This is a genomic window from Rugamonas apoptosis (assembly GCF_014042355.1).
Lineage (GTDB): Bacteria > Pseudomonadota > Gammaproteobacteria > Burkholderiales > Burkholderiaceae_D > Rugamonas > Rugamonas apoptosis.
In genome coordinates this window covers 179627-200899 of the sequence record NZ_JACEZU010000009.1, presented here as the reverse complement: position 1 = coordinate 200899, position 21273 = coordinate 179627, and the positions used below count along the sequence as shown (strand labels likewise).

The following is a 21273-nucleotide window of genomic DNA, read 5'->3' as shown; positions in this document are numbered from 1 at the left end:
AGCGCACCATGAAAGCCTATGTCATAGACCGCTATGGCGCCAGCAGCGCCGTGCGCGCCGCTGAGATGCCCGAGCCTGAACTTGGCGGCAGCGATGTGCTGGTCGAGATACACGCCGCCAGCGTCAACCCGCTGGACCTGAAGATCCGCAGTGGCGGGCTCAAGATGGTATTGCCCTATCGCTTGCCGCTGATACTGGGGAATGATCTGGCGGGCGTGGTGGTGCGCGTCGGTGCGCGCGTGCGGGGATACAAGCCGGGCGACCAGGTGTATGCGCGTCCGCCGCAGGAGCGGATTGGCACCTTCGCTGAATACATCGCCGTCAGTGAGGATGCGCTGGCGCCCAAGCCGCACACGCTCAGCATGGAGGAGGCCGCCGCCATGCCGCTGGTTGGATTGACCGGCTGGCAGGCCCTGGTGGAAATGGCGAATGTGCGGCAGGGCCAGAAAGTGCTGATCCATGCGGGCTCCGGCGGCGTGGGCAGCTTCGCGATCCAGTTGGCGAAGTCGCTGGGGGCGTATGTCGCCACCACCACCAGCGCCGCCAACCGTGCATGGGTCCAACAACTGGGGGCCGATGTCGTCATCGATTACAAGCAGACGGATTTCTCGGGCGTGCTGCACGATTACGACGTGGTGCTCGATACGCAGGGCGGAGAGGCGCTCATGCGATCGGTGCGCGTGCTCAAGCCCGGCGGCCGGCTGATTTCCATCTCCGGCCCGCCGGACCCTGATTTTGCCAAGGCCAGCGGCGCACCCTGGTTCGTCAGGGTGGCGATGGGGCTGCTCAGCTACAGGATCAGAAAGCTGGCGCGGCGTCATCAAGTGCGCTATTCCTTCCTGTTCATGCGGGCCGATGGCACGCAACTGCGCAGCATCGCCGGTTTGATCGATGGCGGCGTCATTCGTCCGGTGGTGGACAAAGTTTTTCCGTTCGCGTCCACGGCCGAAGCGCTTGATTACGTACAGACCGGCCGGGCCAAGGGCAAGGTGGTGATCAAGGTGAAATCCTAAGCAGCGGCGGCGGAGGTGCGTCATTGGATTCGCATATTTGCCACACAGCAAATCATAAAATATGATGATCATCATATTTGCGTGCGAAAATCAGCATAAAGCGCATGGCATGTCATGCGACATCAAATAAATTTTAACCACTAGAAAGTGCTCGATGAGAAAGAAGACAGTTGGAATAGCGACGTTGGCGGTGCTCGGCGCCATGGCTGGCGCTGCGCAGGCGCAGGAGGGCGGGGCGATCACCATCAGCGGATTTGGTACGGCCGCTGTAACGAGAAGCAATACGGATGATGGCCAGTTTGCACGTGTCAACCAGGCCGCCGGCGCCGGCAAGGATGCTCGTACCGGCGTGGACTCGAACTTCGGGATCCAGGCGACGGCCAAACTCAGCGGCGATCTGTCGTTGACGGCGCAAGGCCTGGCGCGCAAATACGGTCAGCGCGACCAATACGACGCGGAGTTGGCCTGGGCCTTCCTCAAGTACAAGGTGAGTGACGATTTTTCCGTGCGCCTGGGCCGTATCGGCCTGCCTATCTACATGATTTCCGACGTGGTCAATGTGGGCTATGCCAATACCATGTTGCGCCCGCCGACCGAGATGTACCGGCAGGTGCCGCTGGACTTCGCCAATGGTGGCGATCTGATGTATCAACACAGCTTTGGCGACACGACTGTCACCGCCCAGATCGCGATGGGGACGGCCAAGAACATCACGCCGACGGTGACCGTCAATTCAGGCCTCGTGGCGTCCCAGTTATTGCTGGAAAACGGTCCTTTTACCTACCGCGTGGCGCACAGCTTCGGTAACGTCAGCTTCCACAACCCCGATTTTGACGCCTTGCTGGGTGTGCTCAGGCAGGCCGGACTGGGGACCGTCGCAAGTGAACTGGATTCGATCGATCGCCGTAGTTCGTTCACCTCCGTTGGCCTGACGATGGACTACGCCAACGTATTGGCTCAGGCCGAGTATGGCAAACGCAAGGTCGATACGCCGGTGGTGCCGAACACCAGTTCCTGGTACATCATGCTTGGTTATCGTTGGAATAAGTTCGTGCCGTTCTACATGCATGGCGACGTCAAGCAGAACAGCGTACGCGGCATCGCGGCGTTGCCGGACAGTGGTCCGTTGGCGCCGGTCAGCGCGGCCGTCAATAGCCTGGCCAGATCGCCGTTGCAATCGACGGACGCGGTTGGCCTGCGCTGGGACTTCCACAAGTCGGCGGCATTCAAGGTCCAGATTGACCGCGTCAAACCACGCGATGGCGCTGGTTTCTTCCTCAATACCAAGCCTGGCTTCAGTGGCCCCGTCACCGTGTATGCCGCGGCGGTCGATTTCCTCTACTAAGGAGCATGCCATGCATAAGACTATTGGGAAACTGCTGTTGGCGGCCGCTGTCTGGCTGGCCGCGACCCCGGCCTTCGCGACGGAAATCGTCGTCATCGTCAATCCGAAGAACCCGGCCACGCGCATGTTCAGTGAGCAGGCTGGCCAGTTCTTCGTCGGTAAATCCGCGATGTTCACGCCGATCGAACACACGGATGGCGCCTTGCGTACCGAGTTCTATAAAAAGGTGCTGGACAAGGATACTTCTCAGGTAAAGGCGATCTGGTCCAAGCTGGTGTTTACCGGCAAGGCGGTGGCACCCAAGGAGCTGGCGTCCAGCGCCGAGGTCAAGAAAGCGGTGGCGGCCGACGTCAGTGCGATTGGCTACATCGAAAAATCGCAGGTCGACGACACCGTCAAGGTGATTCTTACGGTCCAGTAAGTACCAAGGGCGCCTGATCGGGCGCCCTTCACGCCAGTGCCGCCACGGGCACTGGCCGTTCAAACTCGGTGGATGAACCGGCCGGGTTCATGGGCCGCCGCCGCTAGCGTTTTCACGCCGCTACAACAGATCATCGATTTACTATAAGTTTTGTATAGTAATCTTGGTATACGTATTGTATAGTTGAAAAAAAGCCCGGTAGCACAAGGGGCGACAACGAGACAAACGAGATTTCATCATGCCAAGCTCCCCTGCGCCCGAGACGGCGCACCTGCCCCAGCCGTTGCTTTCCCCAAGTCCATGCGCACTGCGCGCCCAGCCCGCCTAGGCGGCCGCGTGCACGTTGTCGGGCTCCCCGTCATACCCCCCATCATCCGCATTGCCTTACCAAAGAGGAATTACCAGATGGCCAGTTCTCACGCTACCAAGGAGTACCGACCTGAACATCGCTCAGCGTCCCCAATTTACGATTTCGACTATGTCGTCATTGGCTCAGGTTTCGGCGGCAGCGTCTCCGCCTACCGCTTGACGGAAAAAGGCTATTCCGTTGGCGTGATGGAGATGGGACGGCGCTGGGCGGCTGAGGATTTTCCAAAATCCAATTGGGATGCCCGCCGTTGGATGTGGCGGCCCGGCCTGAAGATGTTTGGCTTCTACAACATGCGCCGGTTTCGCCATGTGATGATCGTCAGCGGCAACGCGGTCGGTGGTGGCTCGATCACCTACGCCAACGCCTTGCTGGTGCCATCCGCCAGCGTGTGGCAGCAAGGCTCCTGGGCCGGGCTGGCGGACTGGAAGCGCATCATGCCCCAGCACTTCGCCACGGCGGAACGCATGTTGGGTGTGACCGAGAGCCAGATCATGGGCGAGGCGGATTTCCGCCTCAAGAAAATGGCCGACCTGTACGGTGTGGGCGACACGTTCCATGCGCCGCGCGTAGCGACCTTCTTCGCCCCTGCCGGAGAGGCTGGCGGCAAGACCTACCCCGACCCCTATTTCGGCGGCAAGGGACCGGCGCGTGGAACCTGCACCGGCTGCGGCGGGTGCATGATGGGTTGCAAGCACAACGCCAAGAACACGCTGGACAAGAACTATCTGTACCTGGCGGAGCAGGGCGGGACCCAGGTTTTCGCGGAGACCAAGGTGGTCGACGTGCGCCCGCTCAACGGCAAGCAAGACGGCAGCGATGGTTATGAAGTCGTCACGGAACGCTCGACGGTCTGGTTCGGCAAGCAGCGCCGCAGCTTCCGCTGCCGTGGGGTGGTGTTCGCGGCGTCGTCGCTGGGCACGATGGAATTGTTGTTCCGGTTGAAGCAAGCTGGCTCCTTGCCCCGGATCAGCGATGATCTGGGCAAGCGGGTGCGCACCAACGCCGAATCGCTGATCGGGGTGCGCTTCCCCGCGACGGACAAGAGCATGTCGCCGGGCCTGGCGGGCGGCGGCAGCATCTACCTTGATGAGCGTACCCACATCGGCGTGGTGCGCTATCCGGAAGGGGCGGACGCCGTCGGCCTGTTGATGACCTTGCTGTGCGGTGGCAAGGCGGGCTGGACGCGGATCTTCACCTGGCTGTGGACGCTGCTCAAGCATCCCTTGAAAGCCCTGCATGTGCACAATCCGATTGGCTTCGCGCGCCAGACCATGTTGCTGCTGGTGATGCAGACCGCCGACGCGACACTCGATATGCGGCTGACGCGCCGCTGGTATTGGCCGTTCACGAAAAGGCTGGACAGCGTGGGCGGTCCCATTCCCACCTTCATCCCCGAGGCCAACGCCTTTGCTGAAAAGGGCGCCAAGGCGCTGGGCGGCACCGCCACCACCTTTTTGAGCGAGATCCTGTTCAACATCCCCACGACGGCGCACTGCATGGGCGGCTGCGCGATGGCGGACTCGCCGGAGCGCGGCGTCATGGATGTGCGCAGCCGTGTCTTTGGCTATCAAAACATGTTGATTTGCGACGGCTCCATGCTCAGTGCCAACCTGGGCGTGAACCCCAGCCTCACCATCACCGCGCTGACAGAGCACGCCATGTCCCACGTGCCCGCGAAGGTTGGCGGTGCGCCGGATGCGGTGCGGGCGATGGCGCGCTCCGCATAGGCCACGGTTTCCCGGGCTGATCCACCTGCTTTCAACGGTCATTGCTTATCCATGGTTGCACATACTTCCCATAAATAGAACTAAAGGTATCGCTATATGAATGACAAAAAAACTTCGCTCGCACTGACCACGCTGGTCACGACGCTCGGGTATGCCTCGGCGGCCTGGTCGAATGGCCTCGCCCTGAACGAGCAAAGCGCCAGCGGTTTTGGCACCGCCTATGCCGGCCGCTCGTCGTCCGCCCTGGACGCCAGCACCATCTATGGAAACCCGGCGGGCTTGAGCAGGATCGCGCGCAAGGAGGTGAGCGGCGGCTTCGCCTTAATTGATGTCAAGGACAGGATCAGCGACGCCCTGGGCGAGGCGCCCGGCACCAATAATGGCGACTCCGTGCCGTTGACGGCGATTCCGTTTGGCTATGTCGCCATGCCGATCGATGAACGCTTCACGTTCGGGCTGGGTTTTTATGTTCCGTTTGGCCTGGTGAATGAGTACGAAAGCACGTTCCAGGGACGTTACCATGCTACCTACAGCAAGGTGCAGGTGATGACCTTGCAGCCCACCATCGCGTATCGCATCGATCCGCACGTCTCCATTGGCGGCGGGCTGACACTGAACCGTATCGACAATAATTTGCAAACGGACCTGGCGACCGGAGCGCTGAACGGGGGCAAGGATACGCACATCAAAATCACAGGCAACGACATCGCCGTGGGCGCCAATCTTGGGGTGTTGATCGACCTGGGCGCCGCCACCACCTGGGGCGCGAGCTACCACTCGAAATTCGTGTTCCACGCCAATGGCCATACCGAGGTGAGCAATACCCCGGCCGCCTTCAACCTGGACGGGAACTATAGCAACCGGATCGACACCGCCATGCCGGAGTCCGTGGATACGTCATTGACGCATCATTTCGACCAGCGATGGACCGGTTACCTGGGCACCACCTGGACGCGCTGGAGCCGCATTCAACGGGTCCAGGCGGTCAATAGCGGCGTGTCGCCGTTGGGACAGCAGCTGGGATTCGGCACCTTTGGCGATGACTTCAAGTTTCATGACACGTGGTCGGCTGCGGTAGGCGCCTCCTATCAGTATTCCCGCCAATGGCTGCTGCGCGCTGGCTACGCCTACGACCAATCGCCGGCCCGCAATGCCTATCGCAACGTCCGCGTCCCCGTGGGCAACCGCAAAGCCTTGACCTTGGGGGCCGGGTACGCCCCGAATCCCGATCTGACGGTCGATATCGCTTATGGCTATCTGTGGGAACCTACCACGGTGCTGAACCAGGCCAATACCAGTGGCGCCCAGCCTGGCTACAGCGCGCAATACCACAACAGCGCGAACGTGCTGGCTGTACAGATCAGCTCCCGCTTCTGACGTCGGAGCGACGATGGCGCATTGAATCGCGCCATCGTCCGGGCGATGTCGGGCACCCGCTCCTAGAGTTGGTGCGAGAGGACTTTGAACACTTGCGTGAGGCGCCGTTGATTGCCGAGTAACAGGCTGGCGCGTCCTTCCCTGATCGCGGCAGAGGGCGTGATCTGGCGCAGGGCCAGGGCCATGAATGTCGCCAGGTCGCATTGCAGTTGCAGGCCGGGGGGCTCGGTGGCGGGGCCGGAATGGGCCCGCACCTGGCCGTCGTCGATCTGCATGTGGAAGGTTTCCGCACCAACCTGGAATTCGATCACTTCCTGCATGCCAGCCGCCGCCGCGGGATCGCTGACGGCGGTCAGGCACAGCGCCACCAGCTCGGCACGGGCGCTAGCGGGATCGATGCGCTCGTCCACCGGCAGCCGCAGTCCCCACAATCCCAGTGCGATGACGGGCTGGCGCAATTCCTCGCCCAGCGCGGTCAGTTCGTAGGCTGGCGCGGCATGGGTGGTGGGACAACAAACGCCGTTTTCCACCAGCATGGCCAAACGTTCGGACAGCCGATTCGCCCCCATGGCCGGCAACCGCGCCTGCAAGTCCTTGAAGCGCTTTGGCCCCAGCAGCAATTCGCGTATCAACAGCAGCGTCCAGCGGTCGCCCAGGACGTCCATGGCTCTGGCTATCGGGCAAAGCTGACCATACGTTTTGTTTGACATGAGTGATTGCCCATAGGCCAAGTTACTATACCAAGTGTGTAGTATAGCATCAAGGCAGGATCAGCTCAGGCGCCGCCATCAAGTCCATCGTGGCCACCCGCTTGCGCGGGGGGCGTCGTGCTGTGGCGCTCAGATGGGGAAGATCAGGCAGGTGGTGGTGGCGAAGGCGTACAGTTTGCCGTTGGCGTCGGTGATACGGCCTTCGGCGACGGCCACCTGGCCGCCGACGGACACAACTTTTCCTTCGGCGCGCACGGGGCCGGTCTTGTCCGTCATGCCCCGAATGTAATTGACCTTCAATTCCAGCGTCGTGTAGCCCTTGCCGGCGGGCAGGGTGGTGTGGATCGCGCAGCCGACGGCCGTGTCGAGCAGCGTGGCGGCGTAACCGCCGTGCACTGAGCCGCTGGGATTGTAGTGCTCGATGCCGGGCGTGCCCTGGAACACGGCGCGGCCATGTTCGACGCTGATGGGGAAGAATCCCATCAGTTGGCCGATGGGAGCGGGCGGCAATTCGCCGTTGCTGATACCGCCGAGAAATTCCAGGCCGCTACGCTCGCGAAATTGTTCGCGCGAACCCACGCCCGGCTCGCCCAGGCGTGCCTGCATGGCTGTCGCCTCGGCCTGCCAGGTGCCGAGCGTCGCCGCCGTTGCCGCATCCTTTGTTTTGTCCATGATATCGCCGTCCCCTTGATGGTTATCCGTGTCGCTATATTTTTGCGGGCTGCAAGTATTCCGTCAATCCCTGGAACCACATCACTTCGACGAAGTCGCCGCTGATGCTGAGGTCCTCCTGATGCAATGCCGTCAGGAAGGCGTCCTTGCTATCCTTCGCGGAGAGGATCGCGAAGCCCCGGGCGGCATCCCGGAAGCGCATGGTGAATTGCGCGGCCCGGCTCAGGCCAGCGGCGGAACTGATCCTGCCGTTTACGATCGTGAAATGCCGGCCGGCGCCACTCTGGGTTTGGATCTGGAACACGAGATTCTTGCCCTTGACGTAGTTGGCGCACGCGGGATTGTTCTGGATGGCCCGGCGCAGTAATTTCGTCAGGGCCCACAGCAGGAGTTTGAATTTGAGCATGATATGTATGGTTCTTTTGTGATGAAAGTGCGGGCGCGCAGGCCCTGGTTTTACTCGTCCAGAAATTGGATGGCATGCTTCAGGAAGCGCTCCGGGTACTGGAATTGCGCCGCGTGGCCGGCATCCGGGTAGATGAACAGCTGCGCGTTCGGGATGTTCTGCGCCATGTGCCAGGAATTGATGCTCGGAACCATTACGTCGTTCACGCCGTTGAGGATGAATGTCGGCTGCTTGATCTCCCGCAGGTGGGCGAACGGGGCCGCGGGATCGAGCTTGGGCAGGTAGTACATATTGGCTTCGATCTGCGCTTGTATCACGGCCGGGGAACTGGGTGGATCCTGCTCCAGGCGTTGGTGGCGGCGCTGCCAGAACGCGCGCCCGGCCTGTTTTGCCGCTTCCGAACGGCCAAAGAACAGGAACAGGAAATCGTCGACGGTGGGCACCGGGCGTGGCGCCGCCTCCAGTACGCCGGGCTCGGAATCGGGATTGCCGCCACGCGGCCCGGTGCCAAGCAGCATGAGCTTGCGCACCAGCTCGGGATGGCGGCGGGTCAAATCCTGGGCCTGGAAGCCGCCCAGGGAAAACCCCAGGACATCGACCTGGCGCAGGCCCAGCGCGCGTATCGCCGCCGCCGCGTCGTCGGCCATCTGTTCGATGCGCGTGCGCGGCACGCCGGACGATGAGGCGATGCCACGGCCATTGAACAGGATGACCTCGCGTCCGGCCGCCAGGCCATCCGTCATGAGCGGATCCCAATGGTCCATGCCGCCGCGAAAATGCTGGAGAAAGAACAGTGGCGGCTGGCCAGTGCCACTGTTGCCCCAGCGGCGGTAGGCCAATTGTTCGCCGTCCACTGCGACGAATTGGGTGGGGGCGGTGTTATGGTTCGTGCTCATGGTTGATTTTCCTGTCGGTGATTGCTTGGTATGGGGGGCGGCGGCGTACTCAGCGCGCCAGGAACTGCAGCGCCGCCGGTACGAATAAGGCATGGAACTGGAACACGCCGCCATGGCCCGCGTCGGGGTAGATGGTGAGCGTGCTGTTGGGCAGGCGCCGCGCCAGGTCGTACGAATTGGCGGTCGGCACCATACGGTCGTCGTCGCCATTGACGATGAACACGGCTTGCCGCACGACCGAGAGATCGGCCGGTTTTTTCTGCCCCCAGGCGGACAGCGCCCGCAACTGCGCCACGTAGGCTGACGGGGTGATGTCCTTGTCGCGCCCCACGGCGCGTTCCTTCAGCCGCGCCAGAAACGCCTTGCCAGCGTCGATCCCGTTGGCAGTGCGGGTGAAAAACAGAAACTGTTTCGGATCCTGGAGGGTGAACAGCGCGCGCAGCAGATCGTAGTTCGATACGCCAGCCACGGCGCTGATGCCTTCACCACCGGCAGGACCGGTTCCCGCGAGTATCATCTTGCGCACCAGTCGCGGCTCCTTCAGCACGATTTCCTGGGAGATCATGCCCCCCATCGAAAAGCCGAACAGGTCGACTTGCTGGAAACCCATCGCCTGGATGAAGGTGATCGCATCATCGGCCATCTGCTCGATGGAGTCCGCCGGCGCGCCGCTGGAGGCGCCGATGCCCCGGTTATCGAACACGACCACGTGACGCTGTGCGGCGATGCCGTCCACGATACGCGGATCCCAGTTATCGAGCACCGCCGCCAAATGGTTCAACAACACCACCGGCGTGCCGCCATGCTGCTTGCCCAATTCCCGATAGGCGAAATCCACGCCTCCCGCAGAGATGGAGCGCGTCTGGACATGGGCCCAGTCAGTCTCCGGCGGGCGCGCCACCGCTGCCGGCTCGCCACTTGCCGTGGCCGCCTCGGCCGCGCCGGCCGCCGGCACCAGGAATGAAGTCGCCAGGGCGCCGATCAGGACCGCGGCATGGAGGAGGGATCGTTTCATGATAGGTATTTCCAGTAGAGTTTTTTGACGGGTACTATGCGGCGCGCAGACGGCGGGTCCGGAAGGTACCCCAGCCATTCATCGCCAGCGATTTCACGAATGCCCACAGGCCGCTTTCGTTGGGGCGGGGCTCGCGGCCATTGGCGATGCGCTTGACCTGCAGTTCGTACCAGAGCACTTCCATCACGCCCAGCCGGTCTATCTGTTTGATCCCGGTCTTGATGGGGCGCACGCGCTGCGCACTATCCCGTCCTTGCAACAGTGCCTGTGGCGCATCGGGATCGATGGCCATCAACCTTGCCACGCCCACCACGTCGACCGCGCCGGAGCGCAGCGCCGCGTCCATGCCCGCCGCGGTGCGGAAGCCGCCGGTGACCATCAAGGGCACCCGCACCGCCGCGCGCACTTTTTCCGCGAATTCAATGAAGTAGGCTTCGCGCGCCGCCGAGGACGCCTTTTGTGGCTGGGCTACCCCGGTTTCGTACGTGCCGCCCGAAATTTCCACCAGATCGATGCCGGCGTCCGCCATCGCCTGCACGGTCGCCAGGGACTCTTCCTCGGTGAATCCACCGCGCTGGAAATCTGCCGAATTGAGCTTCAGGGCGACCGGGAAGTGGGCGCCGACCTGGCGCCGGATCTCGGCGTAGACCGCGAGCAGGAATCTGCGCCGCTTTTCAGGTGAGCCACCCCATTCGTCGGTGCGTTGATTGTGGTGAGGGGACAGGAACTGGCTGATCAGGTAGCCATGTGCGGCATGGATCTGTACACCGCTGAAGCCGGCCTTCTTGCAGATCGCGGCGCTGCGGCCAAAGCGCTGGATGATGTCCTCGATCTCGGCGGCGCTCGCCTCGCGTGGGGTGTCGAACAGGGCCGCCATGTCCTCGCCGAAAGGCACGGCCGACGGCGCCAGATTGCTGACATTCAGCCCCTTGGTCGATTGTTTGCCGGGATGGTTGAGCTGGACCCAGATCGCGGCGCCCTGATTGGTGGCCGCGCGCGCCCATTGTTGAAGTATGGGCAGATCGGCCTCGTCCTCGATGACCACGTTCCCCGGCTCGCCCAGTGCGCGCCGGTCTATCATCACATTGCCGGTGATGATTAAGCCTATGCCTGAGGAAGCCCAGCGCTGGTAGAGCCGGACCAGCCGCAGCGTCGGATTGTTGGTGTAGGTCGCCAGCGTCTCGCTGGTCGCCGCCTTCGCCAGGCGGTTACGGATGACGGTACCGTTGGGCAAGTGCAACGGCTGGGGCAACAGGGGCGGGCGCGGGGAGGATAGATCGGCCATGCTGGAACCTTCAAATGGGTTGGGGTGTAGGGAGTGGGGGGCGGAAGTTCAGGTGAAGTTCAGGCATGCCCCGGGTGGGGCGCGTTACGCCCGCTCAAGGCAAAGGGCGATACCTTGACCGCCACCGATGCATAAGGAGACGATGGCCTTGTTGCCGCCGGTGCGACGCAGCGCATGCGCCACTTTGGTGATCAGAATTGCGCCCGTGGCGCCGATCGGGTGGCCATGGGCGATCGCACCGCCGTCGATATTGAAGCGCGCCGGATCGATCTTCAGTTCGTCGCGTACCACCATGGCGATGGCGGCGAAGGCCTCGTTCACTTCGACACGGTCAACCTCGCCGATGGCCCAGCCGGCCCGATCCAGCGCCTGGCGGATGGCGGGCAATGGCCCGAGCCCGAAGTAGCCGGGTTCGACACCGGCGACACCCACGCCACGGATCACCAGCATCGGTTCCAGGCCGGCATCGCGCGCCGTCGCGCGATCGCACACGATCATCGCCGCCGAACCGGCGTTGACGCCGGGCGCGCTGCCGGCGGTGATGGTGCCGTCGGGGCGGAACACGGGTTTCAGTCGCGCCAGTGTTTCCACGGTGGTGTCGGGGCGGTTCGATTCGTCCACGCCAAAGGTGACCGGTCCCTTCTTGCCTTGCAGGATCAGCGGCTCGACTTCATCGTTGAACCAGCCAGCGGCCTGAGCGGATGAAAAACGCTGCTGGCTTTGTGCCGCGAACCCATCCTGCGCTTCGCGTGTCAGACCGTATTTTTGCACCAGATCTTCCGTGTGCCAGCCGGCGTGCCGCGTCGAGAAGGCATCGTGCAGCCCATCAAGAAGCAGGGAGTCGATCGCCTCCACGTTGCCCATGCGCGCGCCGAACCGCATGCCGGGCAGCAGGTACGGTGCGCGGTCCATGTTCTCGGCGCCGCCGGCGACCACGATGCGGGACAGTCCCGCGGCGACTTCCGCATAGGCGGTGGCCACGGCCTGGGCGCCCGATCCGCACACGCGGTTGACGGTCAGTGCCGGCACCGTCACCGGCAAGCCGGCGCCGATGGCCGCTTGGCGCGCCATGTTCATGCCGTTGCCAGCTTGAACCACATTGCCCAGGATTACCGAGTCGACCAGTGCCGGGTCCAGCCCCGAGCGGCGCAAGGTGGCGGCGATGGCGTGCGCGCCGAGCGCACTGGCGGGGGTGTCCTTCAAGGCGCCGCCGAAACCGCCGATGGCGCTGCGAGCGGGGGCGCAGATGACGATGTCTTTACTCATATAAACCCTTTAATAGTGACAATTATTTGCGAGGGAAACCGTGAATATGCGTTTGTATGACGATCATCATATATTGGCTTCATCATACAAGTCAATGATTTTACGTCGACGCCAGAACCGCCCTGTACGCCGCTTTCTCTCACACCTTCCGGCTGCCGGGCAAGCGCATGGCTTACGGGAAGTTGCAGCCTTCAAGTATCGTTGATATGATGATCAACATATTAAATGCCAAACTGACGGAGATCGCCACCATGAGACCATTCCCCCAAAGCCGCAAGAAAAAGACGCATGAGCGCATCGTCGCCATGGTCGCCGCGATGATGGAGGAGGTCGGCATGCGGTATGGCGGCCCCGATTCCCGCCGCATCAAGACCCTGATCGATCTGCTGGTGCGCCAGTCGAGCGAGCGGGAACACCAGGAAGGAGCGCACGCGCCCACGATGCTGTCCGCGCTATCCGGTGCGCTGGCGCTGGCGCGCGTGGTCGAGGACCCCAAGCTCGCCAGCGCATTGCGCCAGGCCGCCTTGAGCCACCTCACACCCGATGGTGCCTGACGGCGCGGACGGGCCGCGCGCCGGCGTTCAACTCTAATTATTATGATCATCATATTCATTGCCCGTCGTTGGCCGACGATCGGTGTCGCGCCTGCGTACTTGCACAACCACCGCGGTGAACAAAACAGACCGCAAAACCGACCACAACAAGGAGACTTATGGAACGACTTTGGCACAAGATCTATGGCACCCGCATTCCGGCGGAGATCGACCGGCATCGCTATGCGTCGGTGGCGCACCTGTTTGAGGAAGCCGTCGAGCAACATGCGGAGTCGCCCGCCTTTGTGGGGTTGGGAGGCGAACTCAGTTATCGGGAGGTCGAGCGCCTGTCGCGCCAGTTCGCCGCCTACCTGCAGACCGAACTTGGTATCAAGAAGGGCGACCGTATCGCGCTCATGTCACCCAACATCCTGGCTTTTCCGGTGGCCATGTTCGGCGTCATCCGCGCTGGTGCCGTGCAGGTGAACGTCAATCCGCTCTATTCGGCGACCGAGCTGGCGCATCAATTGCGAGATGCGGACGTTGACGCCGTGATCGTATTCGCGGGAGCGACGCAGACGCTGGCGGAGGCGATGAAGTCGGCGCCGGTGCGGCACGTCATCGTGGTGGAGCCGGGCGATCTCGGCCAGGCTCCCGTGCCAAGCCCGGCCGTGTCGGCGGAACTGCCGCCGTTTTTGCGTTTCGCGGACGCGGTGGCGCGGGGCGAGGCGCTCGCATTCCGTCGCGTCGAACTGGGCGGACAAGACCTGGTCTTCCTTCAATACACGGGCGGCACGACCGGGATCTCCAAGGGGGCGGCGCTATCCCATGGCAATCTGATCGCGAACATCGTGCAGTTCAAGGCCGCCACGCCCGAGCTGTTCGACGGCGGCGGCGACATCGTCATCACGGCGCTGCCGCTGTATCACATCTTCGCGCTCATGGTGAACTGCCTGAGCTTTTTCTCGGTGGGCGCCAGGAACGTGCTGGTGGCGAACCCGCGCGACCTCGATGGGCTGGTCGCGTGCTGCGAACAATATCCATTTACGGTCATCACCGGCGTCAACACGCTGTTCGCAGGCTTGCTTGCCCATCCGCGGTTCCAGCAACTTGATTTTTCGTCGCTGCGCTTCGCGTTCGGGGGCGGCAGCGCGATACTCAAGGCGACCTCGGACAAGTGGCATGCCTTGACCGGCAAGCATATCAAAGAGGGATACGGCATGTCCGAAACCTCGCCCATCGTCACGCTCAATCCGCTGCACATGGCGGCGTTCAGCGGCACGGTGGGCATCCCGCTGCCGTCCACCGAGGTTTCCTTGCGCGATGAGGCTGGCGAGGAAGTCGCCCTGGGGGCGTCGGGGGAGCTGTGCGTGCGCGGCCCTCAGGTCATGCGAGGCTACTGGCGCCGGGAGCAGGACAACGCCGCGATCTTTTGGCCGGACGGTTTTTTGCGCACCGGCGACATTGCCGTGGCCGACGCGGACGGGTTCATCAAGATTGTTGATCGCCTCAAGGACATGGTGTTGGTTTCCGGCTTCAACGTCTATCCCAACGAAATCGAGGCCGCGGTGGCGTCCTGTCCCGGCGTGCGGGAGTCGGCCTGCATCGGTATTCCTGACGAGAAGACGGGCGAGGCGGTACAGCTGTTTGTCGTCAGGGAGCCGGGTTCGGCGCTGAGCGAAGCGCAGGTGCGTGAGCATTGCCGTGCCAGGTTGGCCGCGTATAAACAGCCGAAGTATGTCGAGTTCGTTCTTGACCTGCCCAAGTCAGCGGTCGGCAAGACGTTACGCCGCCTGTTGCGTTCCCAGTCGACGGTCGCTCAGGTGCGCTAGCCGCCGGGCGCCAGCCACCATGTGGCAGGCCGCCCCGTGCAGTTTCGGTTACATCCGGCTTCGGCCGGTTTTCCCCGTCCTGGTGCCATCTCATGTGTATCCGATAACGCTCCGCGCGCGCCGCGCACGCAAATGTGCGTATGGTGCGCAAGCGTGGTGCGTTTCCCCTTGAAAGTGACGGGCACGTTTTGTGCATGACTACTAAGCGTTCATCCACTTCGACGCGAGTGTGCACCATGGCTACTTCCAAACCTCCCTCTCCCTTGTCCGGCGAAGTCTTCGGCGCCTTGATCAACCTGTCCGGCCGGCGCCGCTTCACTTCGCAACGCCTCGTCTTGTTCGCGGTGCTGGCCGCCAAGCCGGACCCCAGCGCGCTGGGTGCCGCGCGCGATGCGCTGACAGCCTTCCGCGACGCCCACACCGCCCTGGTGGACGGCAGCGACACCATGCCCGGCATTTTCTGCGAGGAGCTGGAACGGGTCTACCACGGCAAGGAGCAGGGCCACGCGCGCATCAAGGAATTCATCGACCACGCCGAGCGCACCCTGCACGCCATCGAACACAACTTCCGCAGCGCGCCCGGCCTGGTTGATGAACTGGTGCGCTACGCCAGCTCGCTGCTGCCGCTGCTGAATCACATCACCCAGGTGTATGAGGAACTGTCCAAACAAGACGCCTTGCAGATGAAGCGCCGCATGAGCACCATGATGAACGACATCATGTTGATCGCCAAGCAGGCGCGCATGGTGGCCTTCAACGCGCAGATCGTGGCTGCGCGGGCCGGCCACGCGGGGCGCGAATTCGCCGTGGTGGCGGGGCTGCTGTCCGAGATCACCGGCGAGATCGATACCCTGGTCAGTCAGGCGGTGGTCCAATAAGGGAGGGAGGGAGCAGGGCATGCCGCCGTGGAATGGCCAGCGCGCCTGGTCCATTTCAGTGTGAAGAGGGGGTAAACTGAGGCTGATTAGTCCAACATACCATCTTCGCCCACACAGGAGACTTCCCATGCCAGTGCCATCCTCACGCTTCAATGATTTTGTGCGGGCATACACGCGCCTCGTCGACCACGCCGGCGGCAGCGAGACGCGGCTGCTGGAACAGGGACGTGAAATCCTCGCTGAATTGGTCAGCCATGACGACTGGCTGCCGGACCAGTATGCGCAACCCCATCCGCAGTACTATCAGCAGTATCTGCTGCATGCGGACCCGGAGGAGCGGTTTTCGGTGGTCAGTTTCGTGTGGGGGCCGGGCCAGAAAACGCCCATCCATGATCACACGGTGTGGGGCCTGATCGGTATGTTGCGGGGTGGTGAATGCGCCGAATCGTTTGCGGAAGGGGCGCCGGGGCAGCCCATGCGATCGCTCGGCCTCGTCGACCTTCATCCTGGAAGCGTCGATAGCGTCTCGCCGCGCAAGGGCGATATCCATCGCGTGTCGAACGGGTTCGAGGATCGTGTGTCGATCAGCATCCACGTCTATGGCGGGAACATCGGGCGGATTGCACGGCATGTGTTCGATCCGCAAACGAGCATGCGCAAGACATTCGTCTCCGGCTATTCGAATGAAGCGGAGGTGTCGGCGTGATCCAGTGAATCCAGCCACCCATGCGGAACCGCATGCCCGGTGGCTGGACGTTGGCGGCGTCAGTCCGCCAGGAAGCCCGCCAGGCGCTGGCGGATGATGCGGTTGGCGTCGGCCATGATGCGGTCGATCAGTTCCTGGACGGTGGGGATATCGTGGATCAAACCGGCCACCATGCCGCACGACCAGGCGCCGGCTTCCATTTCGCCTTCTTTCATGATGCGGGGATAAACGCCGGCCACTTCCTCGATGATGTCCTCGAACTTGAGCGCGGCGCCCAGCGCGCGTTCCTTCTCCATCAGGCGGTCGACGGCCGCGTTGCGCAGCACCCGTTCCGTGTTGCGCAGGCCGCGCATGACGAGGCGGGTGTCGAGTTCGCTGGCGGCGACGATGGCTTGCTTGACGTTCTCGTGCACCGGCGCTTCCTTGGTGGCGATGAAGCGGGTGCCCATGTTGATGCCTTGCGCGCCCAGCGCCAGCGCGGCCACCAGGCTGCGGCCATCGGCCATGCCGCCGGAGGCGACGAAGGGGATCTCCAGCTCGTCGGCCGCGCGCGGCAGCAGGATGAAGTTGGGCACGTCGTCCTCGCCGGGATGGCCGGCGCATTCAAAGCCGTCCACGCTGACGGCGTCGCAGCCGATGCTTTGCGCCTTGAGCGCGTGGCGCACCGAGGTGCATTTGTGGATCACCTTGACGCCGGCTTCATGCAGCAAGGGCAGGTATTTTTGCGGGTTGTTGCCGGCCGTCTCGACGGCCTTGACGCCGCCGTCGACGATGGCGCGGATGTAGGCCGGGTAGTCCGGGGTGTTGATGATGGGCAGGAAGGTGAGGTTGACGCCGAACGGCTTGTCCGTCATGTCGCGGCAATGGGCGATTTCCTTGGCCAGATCGTCGGCCGAGCGTTGCGTGAGGCCGGTGATCATGCCCAGGCCGCCCGCGTTGGAGACGGCGGCCGCCATTTCCGCGTAGCCTACGTGGTGCATGCCGCCCTGGATGATGGGATGTTCGATGCCGAATAATTCCGTGATTTTCGTTTTCATGTGTCGACCTGGGTGAAGTGGAGAGTTCGGTTCAGCAAACACAGCTTGCGACTCCGGCGGCGTGCTGACTGGTTGAGGCTATTGTCGCAGCGGCGCTCCGCCTCGCCACAGAGCCGAACTGGACATTCGATAGTCATTTCAGGCCAATATGCGGTATGCTGGGCGCCATGAACCCGACCGCCGCCCCCATTTCGCCGCCGCTGCGCGCCCGCCAGGCGCCCAGCATCCACCCCGTCTATGTGCGCTTGCTGTGCAACACCTTGCGCAAGCGCGGGCTCGACGTGGACGCGTTGCTGGTGGGCGCCGGGCTGGCGCCGGCCGCGCTGAGCGAGGCGGCCGGTCCCATCCCGTTCTCCCAGCTGCTGGCGCTGCTGGGGCTGGCTGTGCGCCAGTGTCCGGATCCCTTGCTGTCGATCGAATGGGGCCGGCGCATCCGCGCCAACGTGCATGGCAATGTCGGTAACGCTATTTTTTCCAGCAATACGGTACGCCAGGGCTTGCGTACGGTGGAAATGCTGTCCAGCCTGCGCTGTTCCGGCATCCGCGTGACCATGCGGGAAGCGGGCGAATGGGCCTGGCTGGAGTGCGCGCCCGTGGTGCCGCTGCATGGGCTAGCCGAGTTCATCGCCACGGTGGTCGCATTCACGGTCATTGAAGTGTTGCGCGGGCTGGTCAGCGGCGGTATCGGCCGCGTATGCATCGAATATCCGTTCGCGCCGCCCGCCTGGGCGCCCGACCGCGCGGCCCACTGCCCATGCGATGCGCAATTCGATGCCGCCGTGCTGGCGGCCCGGATACCGATCGACCTGCTCGACCGGGAGTTGCCGACGGCCGATGTCCACGCCCATGAACTGGCCATGCGCCAGTGCCAGCTCGACATGCGCACCAGTTCAGCGCAATTGTCGGAGCGGGTGGCCGCTCATCTGGCCAGCCATGGCGCCAGTTACCCCACGCTGGACCAGGTGGCCGATCACTTTTGCCTGTCGCCGCGCACGCTGAGGCGCATGCTGCAGCAGGAAGGGCAGCAGTACCAGAAGCTGCTGGACCAGGTGCGCATGGAGGCGACCCGGCTGCTGCTGCGGCAATCGGCGCTGAGTATCGACGAAATCGCCGCCCACGCGGGCTACAGCGACACTTCCAACTTCATCCGCGCCTTCCGCCGCCATCACAGCCAGACGCCGCGCCAGTTCCGCGATGCCACGCTGGCTGGCGTTGATGTCATGGCAGCCCGTTAAGCGGTGCGGCGGCCAGCGCTTTCTGCCAGTACCCGACGTCGAGCCAGCGGTCGAACTTGAAGCCGACTTCGCGGAACTGCGCCACTTTCTCGAACCCCAGTTTCTCGTGCAAGGCCACGCTGGCCGCGTTGGGCAGGGCGACGCCGCCGATGACCAGGTGGCAGCCCCCGTCGCGCAGCCGTTCCAGCAACGCCGTGTACAGCCGCGTGCCCACGCCTTGGCCGGCCGCCTGCGGCGCCAGGTAGACGGAACTCTCCACGGAAAAGCGGTAGGCATGGCGCACCCGCCACTTGGTCGCGTAGGCATAGCCCAGCACCGCGCCATCCTGCTCGATCACCAGCCAGGGCAGGCCCGCGCCTTGCACCTCGGCGATGCGGCGCGCCATCTCGGCGTCCGTCACCGGCTGCTCCTCAAACGAGATGGTGGTGTTGGCGATGTAGGGGTTGTAGATGGCCGCGATGGTCCTGGCATCGTCGGCGATAGCGTCGCGTATGTGCATGGTTGCTCCGAAGTTATTCGGCACATGATACCGTTTCTGGACACAAGCAGCGGAACAGCGCCTTGGCGGCTGCCGCTCCGGACGCTTGCCTTGCCTGCCAACAGGGGTAGAATCGTTCTCTTGCCCACGTCGGCCCATCAAGAGGATGCACATGAGGCTCATGATAAAACGTCGCCTGCTGCTGTTCTGCGCCGGCGTCCTGTTGGCATCGCCCTTGCCCTACGCGGCGGCGCGCGAGCTCAATATCGTTTTCATCCCCAAGGCCCGTGACCAGGACTTCTGGACCTTCATGCGCCAGGGCGTCGAGCAGGCCGTGCGCGAGGCGGGCAACGTCAAGCTGACCTGGCGCGGACCGGCCAACAATGACGACATCGATTCCCAGATCCAGATCCTGGGCGTGTACAGCCGGCCCGGCGTGGACGCCATCATCATCGCGCCCACTGATCGCCTGCGGCTGGTGGACCCGGTGCGCAAGGCGGCGGCGCTGGGCATCAAGGTGATCGTGGTCGATTCCGGGCTGGCCGACAAGACGCCCGTCAATTTCATCAGCACTGACAATGTGGCCGCCGGCCGGCTGGCGGCCGAGCGCCTGGCGGGCCAGCTGACCGGCCCGGCCACCGTGGCCGTGCTGCGGACGGTGGCCGGCAGCGCCTCCACCGACGAACGCGCCGAAGGCTTCCTGGCCTACCTGCGCAAATTCGCGCCGCAGATCCGCGTAGTGGCCGATGAATATGGCGGTGGCTCGCGCGGCAAGGCTTATCACAAGGCGCTGGCCATGCTGGAGCAACTGCCCGAGGTCGATGGCATCTTCGCCGTGAACGAATCGTCCAGCGATGGCATGTTGCGGGCGCTGCGGCAAACGGGGCTGGCCGGGAAGAAGAAGTTCGTCGGTTTCGATACCACCGACTTCCTGCTCGATGGCGTGCGCAAGGGGGAGATCCAAAGCCTGATCATCCAGAACCCGCGCCAGATGGGCTACCTGGGCATGAAGGCCGCCGTCGCGGCGGCGCGCGGCAAGCGCGCCAGGGAGCCGGCCATCTTCACGGAAGCGGTGGCGGTGACGCTGGAGAACCTGGATCGGCCGGAGATCCATAATTTGCTGGTGCCCTGACAGCCCGCCAGGCCAGGCGCGCCTTCACAGCGTCTCGCGCACGTAAGCGAATCCCACTTCGTCGTAGATCTCGTAGATCACGGCCAGCATGCTTTGCAGCTCCTCCGAGCGGTCCAGCTTGCGCACGCTGAACATCACCGGCGAAATGGCGTGGCGGTCCGAGATGTCGCGGTAGACCACGTCGTCGCGCCGCATTCCCTTCACGCTATCCGGCACCACGGCCACGCCCTGGCCGGCCGCCACCAGGCCGATGGCGATCTGCAGTTCGCGCACTTCCAGGATCTTGTGCGGCGTGATGGCGCGTTCCGTCAATACGGCCAGTACCTGGTCGGCGAAGCTGGGGCGCGGGCTCTTGGGGTAGACGATCACCGATTCCATCTGCAGGTCCAGCAGCTTGACCGGATCGGTGGAACTGGCCAGCGGATGGTTCGAGGGCAGGGCGACGATCAGCCTTTCCTCGCGCAGCACGATGCGGCGGATATTCGGATCCTCGCTCTTGACCCGGCCGAAGCCGACGTCGATTACGCCGTCCTTCAAGGCCTGGATCTGCTGCATGGTGGTCAGCTCGTGGAACGTCACCTCGACGTTGGTGTTGCGCTCGCGGAAGCGGCGCACGATCTGCGGCAGCAAACCATACAGGGTGGAGGCGACGAAGCCGATCGACAAGGTGCGCTCGATCTTGCCCACCCGCTGCGTCATGGTCTTCAACTCGGCCGCCTTGGCCAGCAGCTCCTGCGCGTGCGCATGGAAGAAGTGTCCCGCCTCCGTCAGGCGCAGCGGGCGCGACCCTTTTTCGATCAAATCCACCCCCAGTTCCTGCTCCAGCAACTGGATCTGCCGGCTCAGCGGAGGCTGGGCGATGAACAGCCGCTTGGCGGCACGGGTGAAGTTCTTCTCGTCCGCGACGGCGACGAAGTAGCGCAAGTGGCGCAATTCCAT

General features: G+C 63.4%; 21 protein-coding genes. 11 read left to right on the top strand and 10 right to left on the bottom strand.

Going from position 1 to position 21273, the window contains the following annotated elements; translation table 11 throughout:
* Nucleotides 1-8: 8 nt before the first annotated feature.
* The 5 genes from H3H39_RS18870 (at nucleotide 9) to H3H39_RS18850 (ending at nucleotide 6253) form a co-directional block, all read left to right on the top strand.
* On the top strand, nucleotides 9-1013 hold the full coding sequence (locus H3H39_RS18870) for an NADP-dependent oxidoreductase (protein WP_182155367.1): 1005 nt from the start codon (nucleotides 9-11) through the stop codon (nucleotides 1011-1013).
* Nucleotides 1014-1167: 154 nt separating this feature from the next.
* Entirely contained in the window at nucleotides 1168-2358 is a 1191-nt protein-coding gene (locus tag H3H39_RS18865) for a hypothetical protein (protein WP_182155365.1), read from the top strand.
* Nucleotides 2359-2368: 10 nt separating this feature from the next.
* Nucleotides 2369-2779: a type 2 periplasmic-binding domain-containing protein gene (locus tag H3H39_RS18860; protein ID WP_182155363.1), complete on the top strand. Its 411-nt coding sequence runs from the start codon at nucleotides 2369-2371 to the stop codon at nucleotides 2777-2779.
* Nucleotides 2780-3184: 405 nt separating this feature from the next.
* A complete protein-coding gene (choxAB, locus tag H3H39_RS18855) occupies nucleotides 3185-4876 on the top strand; it encodes a cholesterol oxidase (RefSeq protein ID WP_182155362.1) in 1692 nt (563 codons plus the stop codon).
* Between the two features lie 96 nt (nucleotides 4877-4972).
* On the top strand, nucleotides 4973-6253 hold the full coding sequence (locus tag H3H39_RS18850; RefSeq protein WP_182155360.1) for an outer membrane protein transport protein: 1281 nt from the start codon (nucleotides 4973-4975) through the stop codon (nucleotides 6251-6253).
* 62 nt (nucleotides 6254-6315) lie between these two features.
* Here the strand turns inward: H3H39_RS18850 and H3H39_RS18845 are convergent, their stop codons facing one another.
* The 7 genes from H3H39_RS18845 to H3H39_RS18815 all read right to left on the bottom strand — a co-directional run bounded on the left by H3H39_RS18845 (nucleotide 6316) and on the right by H3H39_RS18815 (nucleotide 12503).
* Nucleotides 6316-6918, bottom strand: coding sequence for a winged helix-turn-helix transcriptional regulator (locus tag H3H39_RS18845; protein WP_229218128.1), 603 nt, complete (start codon nucleotides 6916-6918; stop codon nucleotides 6316-6318).
* Between the two features lie 174 nt (nucleotides 6919-7092).
* A complete protein-coding gene (locus H3H39_RS18840; RefSeq protein WP_182155358.1) occupies nucleotides 7093-7635 on the bottom strand; it encodes a PaaI family thioesterase in 543 nt (180 codons plus the stop codon).
* 34 nt (nucleotides 7636-7669) lie between these two features.
* Nucleotides 7670-8041: a helicase gene (locus tag H3H39_RS18835; protein WP_182155356.1), complete on the bottom strand. Its 372-nt coding sequence runs from the start codon at nucleotides 8039-8041 to the stop codon at nucleotides 7670-7672.
* Nucleotides 8042-8091: 50 nt separating this feature from the next.
* Complete coding sequence (locus H3H39_RS18830) at nucleotides 8092-8937, bottom strand: alpha/beta fold hydrolase (protein WP_182155354.1); 846 nt, start codon at nucleotides 8935-8937, stop codon at nucleotides 8092-8094.
* Between the two features lie 49 nt (nucleotides 8938-8986).
* Nucleotides 8987-9952 (bottom strand): alpha/beta fold hydrolase, encoded by a 966-nt coding sequence (locus H3H39_RS18825; RefSeq protein WP_182155352.1) that lies wholly within the window; start codon nucleotides 9950-9952, stop codon nucleotides 8987-8989.
* A 34-nt stretch (nucleotides 9953-9986) separates the two neighbouring features.
* The gene (locus H3H39_RS18820; protein ID WP_182155350.1) at nucleotides 9987-11237 is read right to left on the bottom strand and encodes an NADH:flavin oxidoreductase/NADH oxidase family protein; all 1251 of its coding nucleotides are present in this window, start codon (nucleotides 11235-11237) and stop codon (nucleotides 9987-9989) included.
* Nucleotides 11238-11321: 84 nt separating this feature from the next.
* Complete coding sequence (locus H3H39_RS18815) at nucleotides 11322-12503, bottom strand: thiolase family protein (protein WP_182155348.1); 1182 nt, start codon at nucleotides 12501-12503, stop codon at nucleotides 11322-11324.
* Nucleotides 12504-12754: 251 nt separating this feature from the next.
* Here H3H39_RS18815 and H3H39_RS18810 point away from each other — a divergent pair, with 251 nt between their 5' ends.
* The 4 genes from H3H39_RS18810 (at nucleotide 12755) to H3H39_RS18795 (ending at nucleotide 16452) form a co-directional block, all read left to right on the top strand.
* Nucleotides 12755-13057: a hypothetical protein gene (locus H3H39_RS18810; protein ID WP_182155346.1), complete on the top strand. Its 303-nt coding sequence runs from the start codon at nucleotides 12755-12757 to the stop codon at nucleotides 13055-13057.
* 158 nt (nucleotides 13058-13215) lie between these two features.
* Nucleotides 13216-14868 carry an AMP-binding protein gene (locus H3H39_RS18805; protein ID WP_182155344.1) on the top strand — a complete coding sequence of 551 codons (1653 nt, stop codon included), beginning with the start codon at nucleotides 13216-13218 and terminating at the stop codon, nucleotides 14866-14868.
* Between the two features lie 236 nt (nucleotides 14869-15104).
* Nucleotides 15105-15746 carry a methyl-accepting chemotaxis protein gene (locus H3H39_RS18800; protein WP_182155342.1) on the top strand — a complete coding sequence of 214 codons (642 nt, stop codon included), beginning with the start codon at nucleotides 15105-15107 and terminating at the stop codon, nucleotides 15744-15746.
* A gap of 127 nt (nucleotides 15747-15873) precedes the next feature.
* Nucleotides 15874-16452, top strand: coding sequence for a cysteine dioxygenase family protein (locus tag H3H39_RS18795; protein ID WP_182155340.1), 579 nt, complete (start codon nucleotides 15874-15876; stop codon nucleotides 16450-16452).
* 59 nt (nucleotides 16453-16511) lie between these two features.
* Here the strand turns inward: H3H39_RS18795 and H3H39_RS18790 are convergent, their stop codons facing one another.
* Nucleotides 16512-17489, bottom strand: coding sequence for an NAD(P)H-dependent flavin oxidoreductase (locus tag H3H39_RS18790; protein WP_182155339.1), 978 nt, complete (start codon nucleotides 17487-17489; stop codon nucleotides 16512-16514).
* Between the two features lie 167 nt (nucleotides 17490-17656).
* On the opposite strand from H3H39_RS18790, the gene H3H39_RS18785 reads away from it, so the two are divergent.
* Nucleotides 17657-18724 (top strand): AraC family transcriptional regulator, encoded by a 1068-nt coding sequence (locus H3H39_RS18785; protein ID WP_182155337.1) that lies wholly within the window; start codon nucleotides 17657-17659, stop codon nucleotides 18722-18724.
* Here H3H39_RS18785 and H3H39_RS18780 read toward each other — a convergent pair.
* Nucleotides 18708-19223 carry an arsinothricin resistance N-acetyltransferase ArsN1 family B gene (locus H3H39_RS18780; protein WP_182155335.1) on the bottom strand — a complete coding sequence of 172 codons (516 nt, stop codon included), beginning with the start codon at nucleotides 19221-19223 and terminating at the stop codon, nucleotides 18708-18710. The two genes, H3H39_RS18785 and H3H39_RS18780, sit on opposite strands and share 17 nt — an antisense overlap.
* A 160-nt stretch (nucleotides 19224-19383) precedes the next feature.
* On the opposite strand from H3H39_RS18780, the gene H3H39_RS18775 reads away from it, so the two are divergent.
* Nucleotides 19384-20334, top strand: coding sequence for an ABC transporter substrate-binding protein (locus tag H3H39_RS18775; protein WP_182155333.1), 951 nt, complete (start codon nucleotides 19384-19386; stop codon nucleotides 20332-20334).
* A gap of 24 nt (nucleotides 20335-20358) precedes the next feature.
* Here the strand turns inward: H3H39_RS18775 and H3H39_RS18770 are convergent, their stop codons facing one another.
* A complete protein-coding gene (locus H3H39_RS18770) occupies nucleotides 20359-21273 on the bottom strand; it encodes a LysR family transcriptional regulator (protein WP_182155331.1) in 915 nt (304 codons plus the stop codon).

Excerpts from the sequence above, each read along its gene's own strand:
- H3H39_RS18785 (WP_182155337.1), top strand. The coding sequence starts at position 17,657 with ATGAACCCGACCGCCGCCCCCATTTCGCCGCCGCTGCGCGCCCGCCAG.
- H3H39_RS18790 (WP_182155339.1), bottom strand. The coding sequence starts at position 17,489 with ATGAAAACGAAAATCACGGAATTATTCGGCATCGAACATCCCATCATC.
- H3H39_RS18820 (WP_182155350.1), bottom strand. The coding sequence starts at position 11,237 with ATGGCCGATCTATCCTCCCCGCGCCCGCCCCTGTTGCCCCAGCCGTTG.
- H3H39_RS18815 (WP_182155348.1), bottom strand. The coding sequence starts at position 12,503 with ATGAGTAAAGACATCGTCATCTGCGCCCCCGCTCGCAGCGCCATCGGC.
- H3H39_RS18780 (WP_182155335.1), bottom strand. The coding sequence starts at position 19,223 with ATGCACATACGCGACGCTATCGCCGACGATGCCAGGACCATCGCGGCC.
- H3H39_RS18800 (WP_182155342.1), top strand. The coding sequence starts at position 15,105 with ATGGCTACTTCCAAACCTCCCTCTCCCTTGTCCGGCGAAGTCTTCGGC.
- H3H39_RS18860 (WP_182155363.1), top strand. The coding sequence starts at position 2,369 with ATGCATAAGACTATTGGGAAACTGCTGTTGGCGGCCGCTGTCTGGCTG.
- H3H39_RS18805 (WP_182155344.1), top strand. The coding sequence starts at position 13,216 with ATGGAACGACTTTGGCACAAGATCTATGGCACCCGCATTCCGGCGGAG.
- H3H39_RS18870 (WP_182155367.1), top strand. The coding sequence starts at position 9 with ATGAAAGCCTATGTCATAGACCGCTATGGCGCCAGCAGCGCCGTGCGC.
- H3H39_RS18810 (WP_182155346.1), top strand. The coding sequence starts at position 12,755 with ATGAGACCATTCCCCCAAAGCCGCAAGAAAAAGACGCATGAGCGCATC.
- H3H39_RS18830 (WP_182155354.1), bottom strand. The coding sequence starts at position 8,937 with ATGAGCACGAACCATAACACCGCCCCCACCCAATTCGTCGCAGTGGAC.
- H3H39_RS18775 (WP_182155333.1), top strand. The coding sequence starts at position 19,384 with ATGATAAAACGTCGCCTGCTGCTGTTCTGCGCCGGCGTCCTGTTGGCA.
- H3H39_RS18795 (WP_182155340.1), top strand. The coding sequence starts at position 15,874 with ATGCCAGTGCCATCCTCACGCTTCAATGATTTTGTGCGGGCATACACG.
- H3H39_RS18825 (WP_182155352.1), bottom strand. The coding sequence starts at position 9,952 with ATGAAACGATCCCTCCTCCATGCCGCGGTCCTGATCGGCGCCCTGGCG.
- H3H39_RS18865 (WP_182155365.1), top strand. The coding sequence starts at position 1,168 with ATGAGAAAGAAGACAGTTGGAATAGCGACGTTGGCGGTGCTCGGCGCC.
- H3H39_RS18835 (WP_182155356.1), bottom strand. The coding sequence starts at position 8,041 with ATGCTCAAATTCAAACTCCTGCTGTGGGCCCTGACGAAATTACTGCGC.
- H3H39_RS18850 (WP_182155360.1), top strand. The coding sequence starts at position 4,973 with ATGAATGACAAAAAAACTTCGCTCGCACTGACCACGCTGGTCACGACG.
- choxAB (WP_182155362.1), top strand. The coding sequence starts at position 3,185 with ATGGCCAGTTCTCACGCTACCAAGGAGTACCGACCTGAACATCGCTCA.
- H3H39_RS18840 (WP_182155358.1), bottom strand. The coding sequence starts at position 7,635 with ATGGACAAAACAAAGGATGCGGCAACGGCGGCGACGCTCGGCACCTGG.
- H3H39_RS18770 (WP_182155331.1), bottom strand. The coding sequence starts at position 21,273 with ATGGAATTGCGCCACTTGCGCTACTTCGTCGCCGTCGCGGACGAGAAG.
- H3H39_RS18845 (WP_229218128.1), bottom strand. The coding sequence starts at position 6,918 with ATGGACGTCCTGGGCGACCGCTGGACGCTGCTGTTGATACGCGAATTG.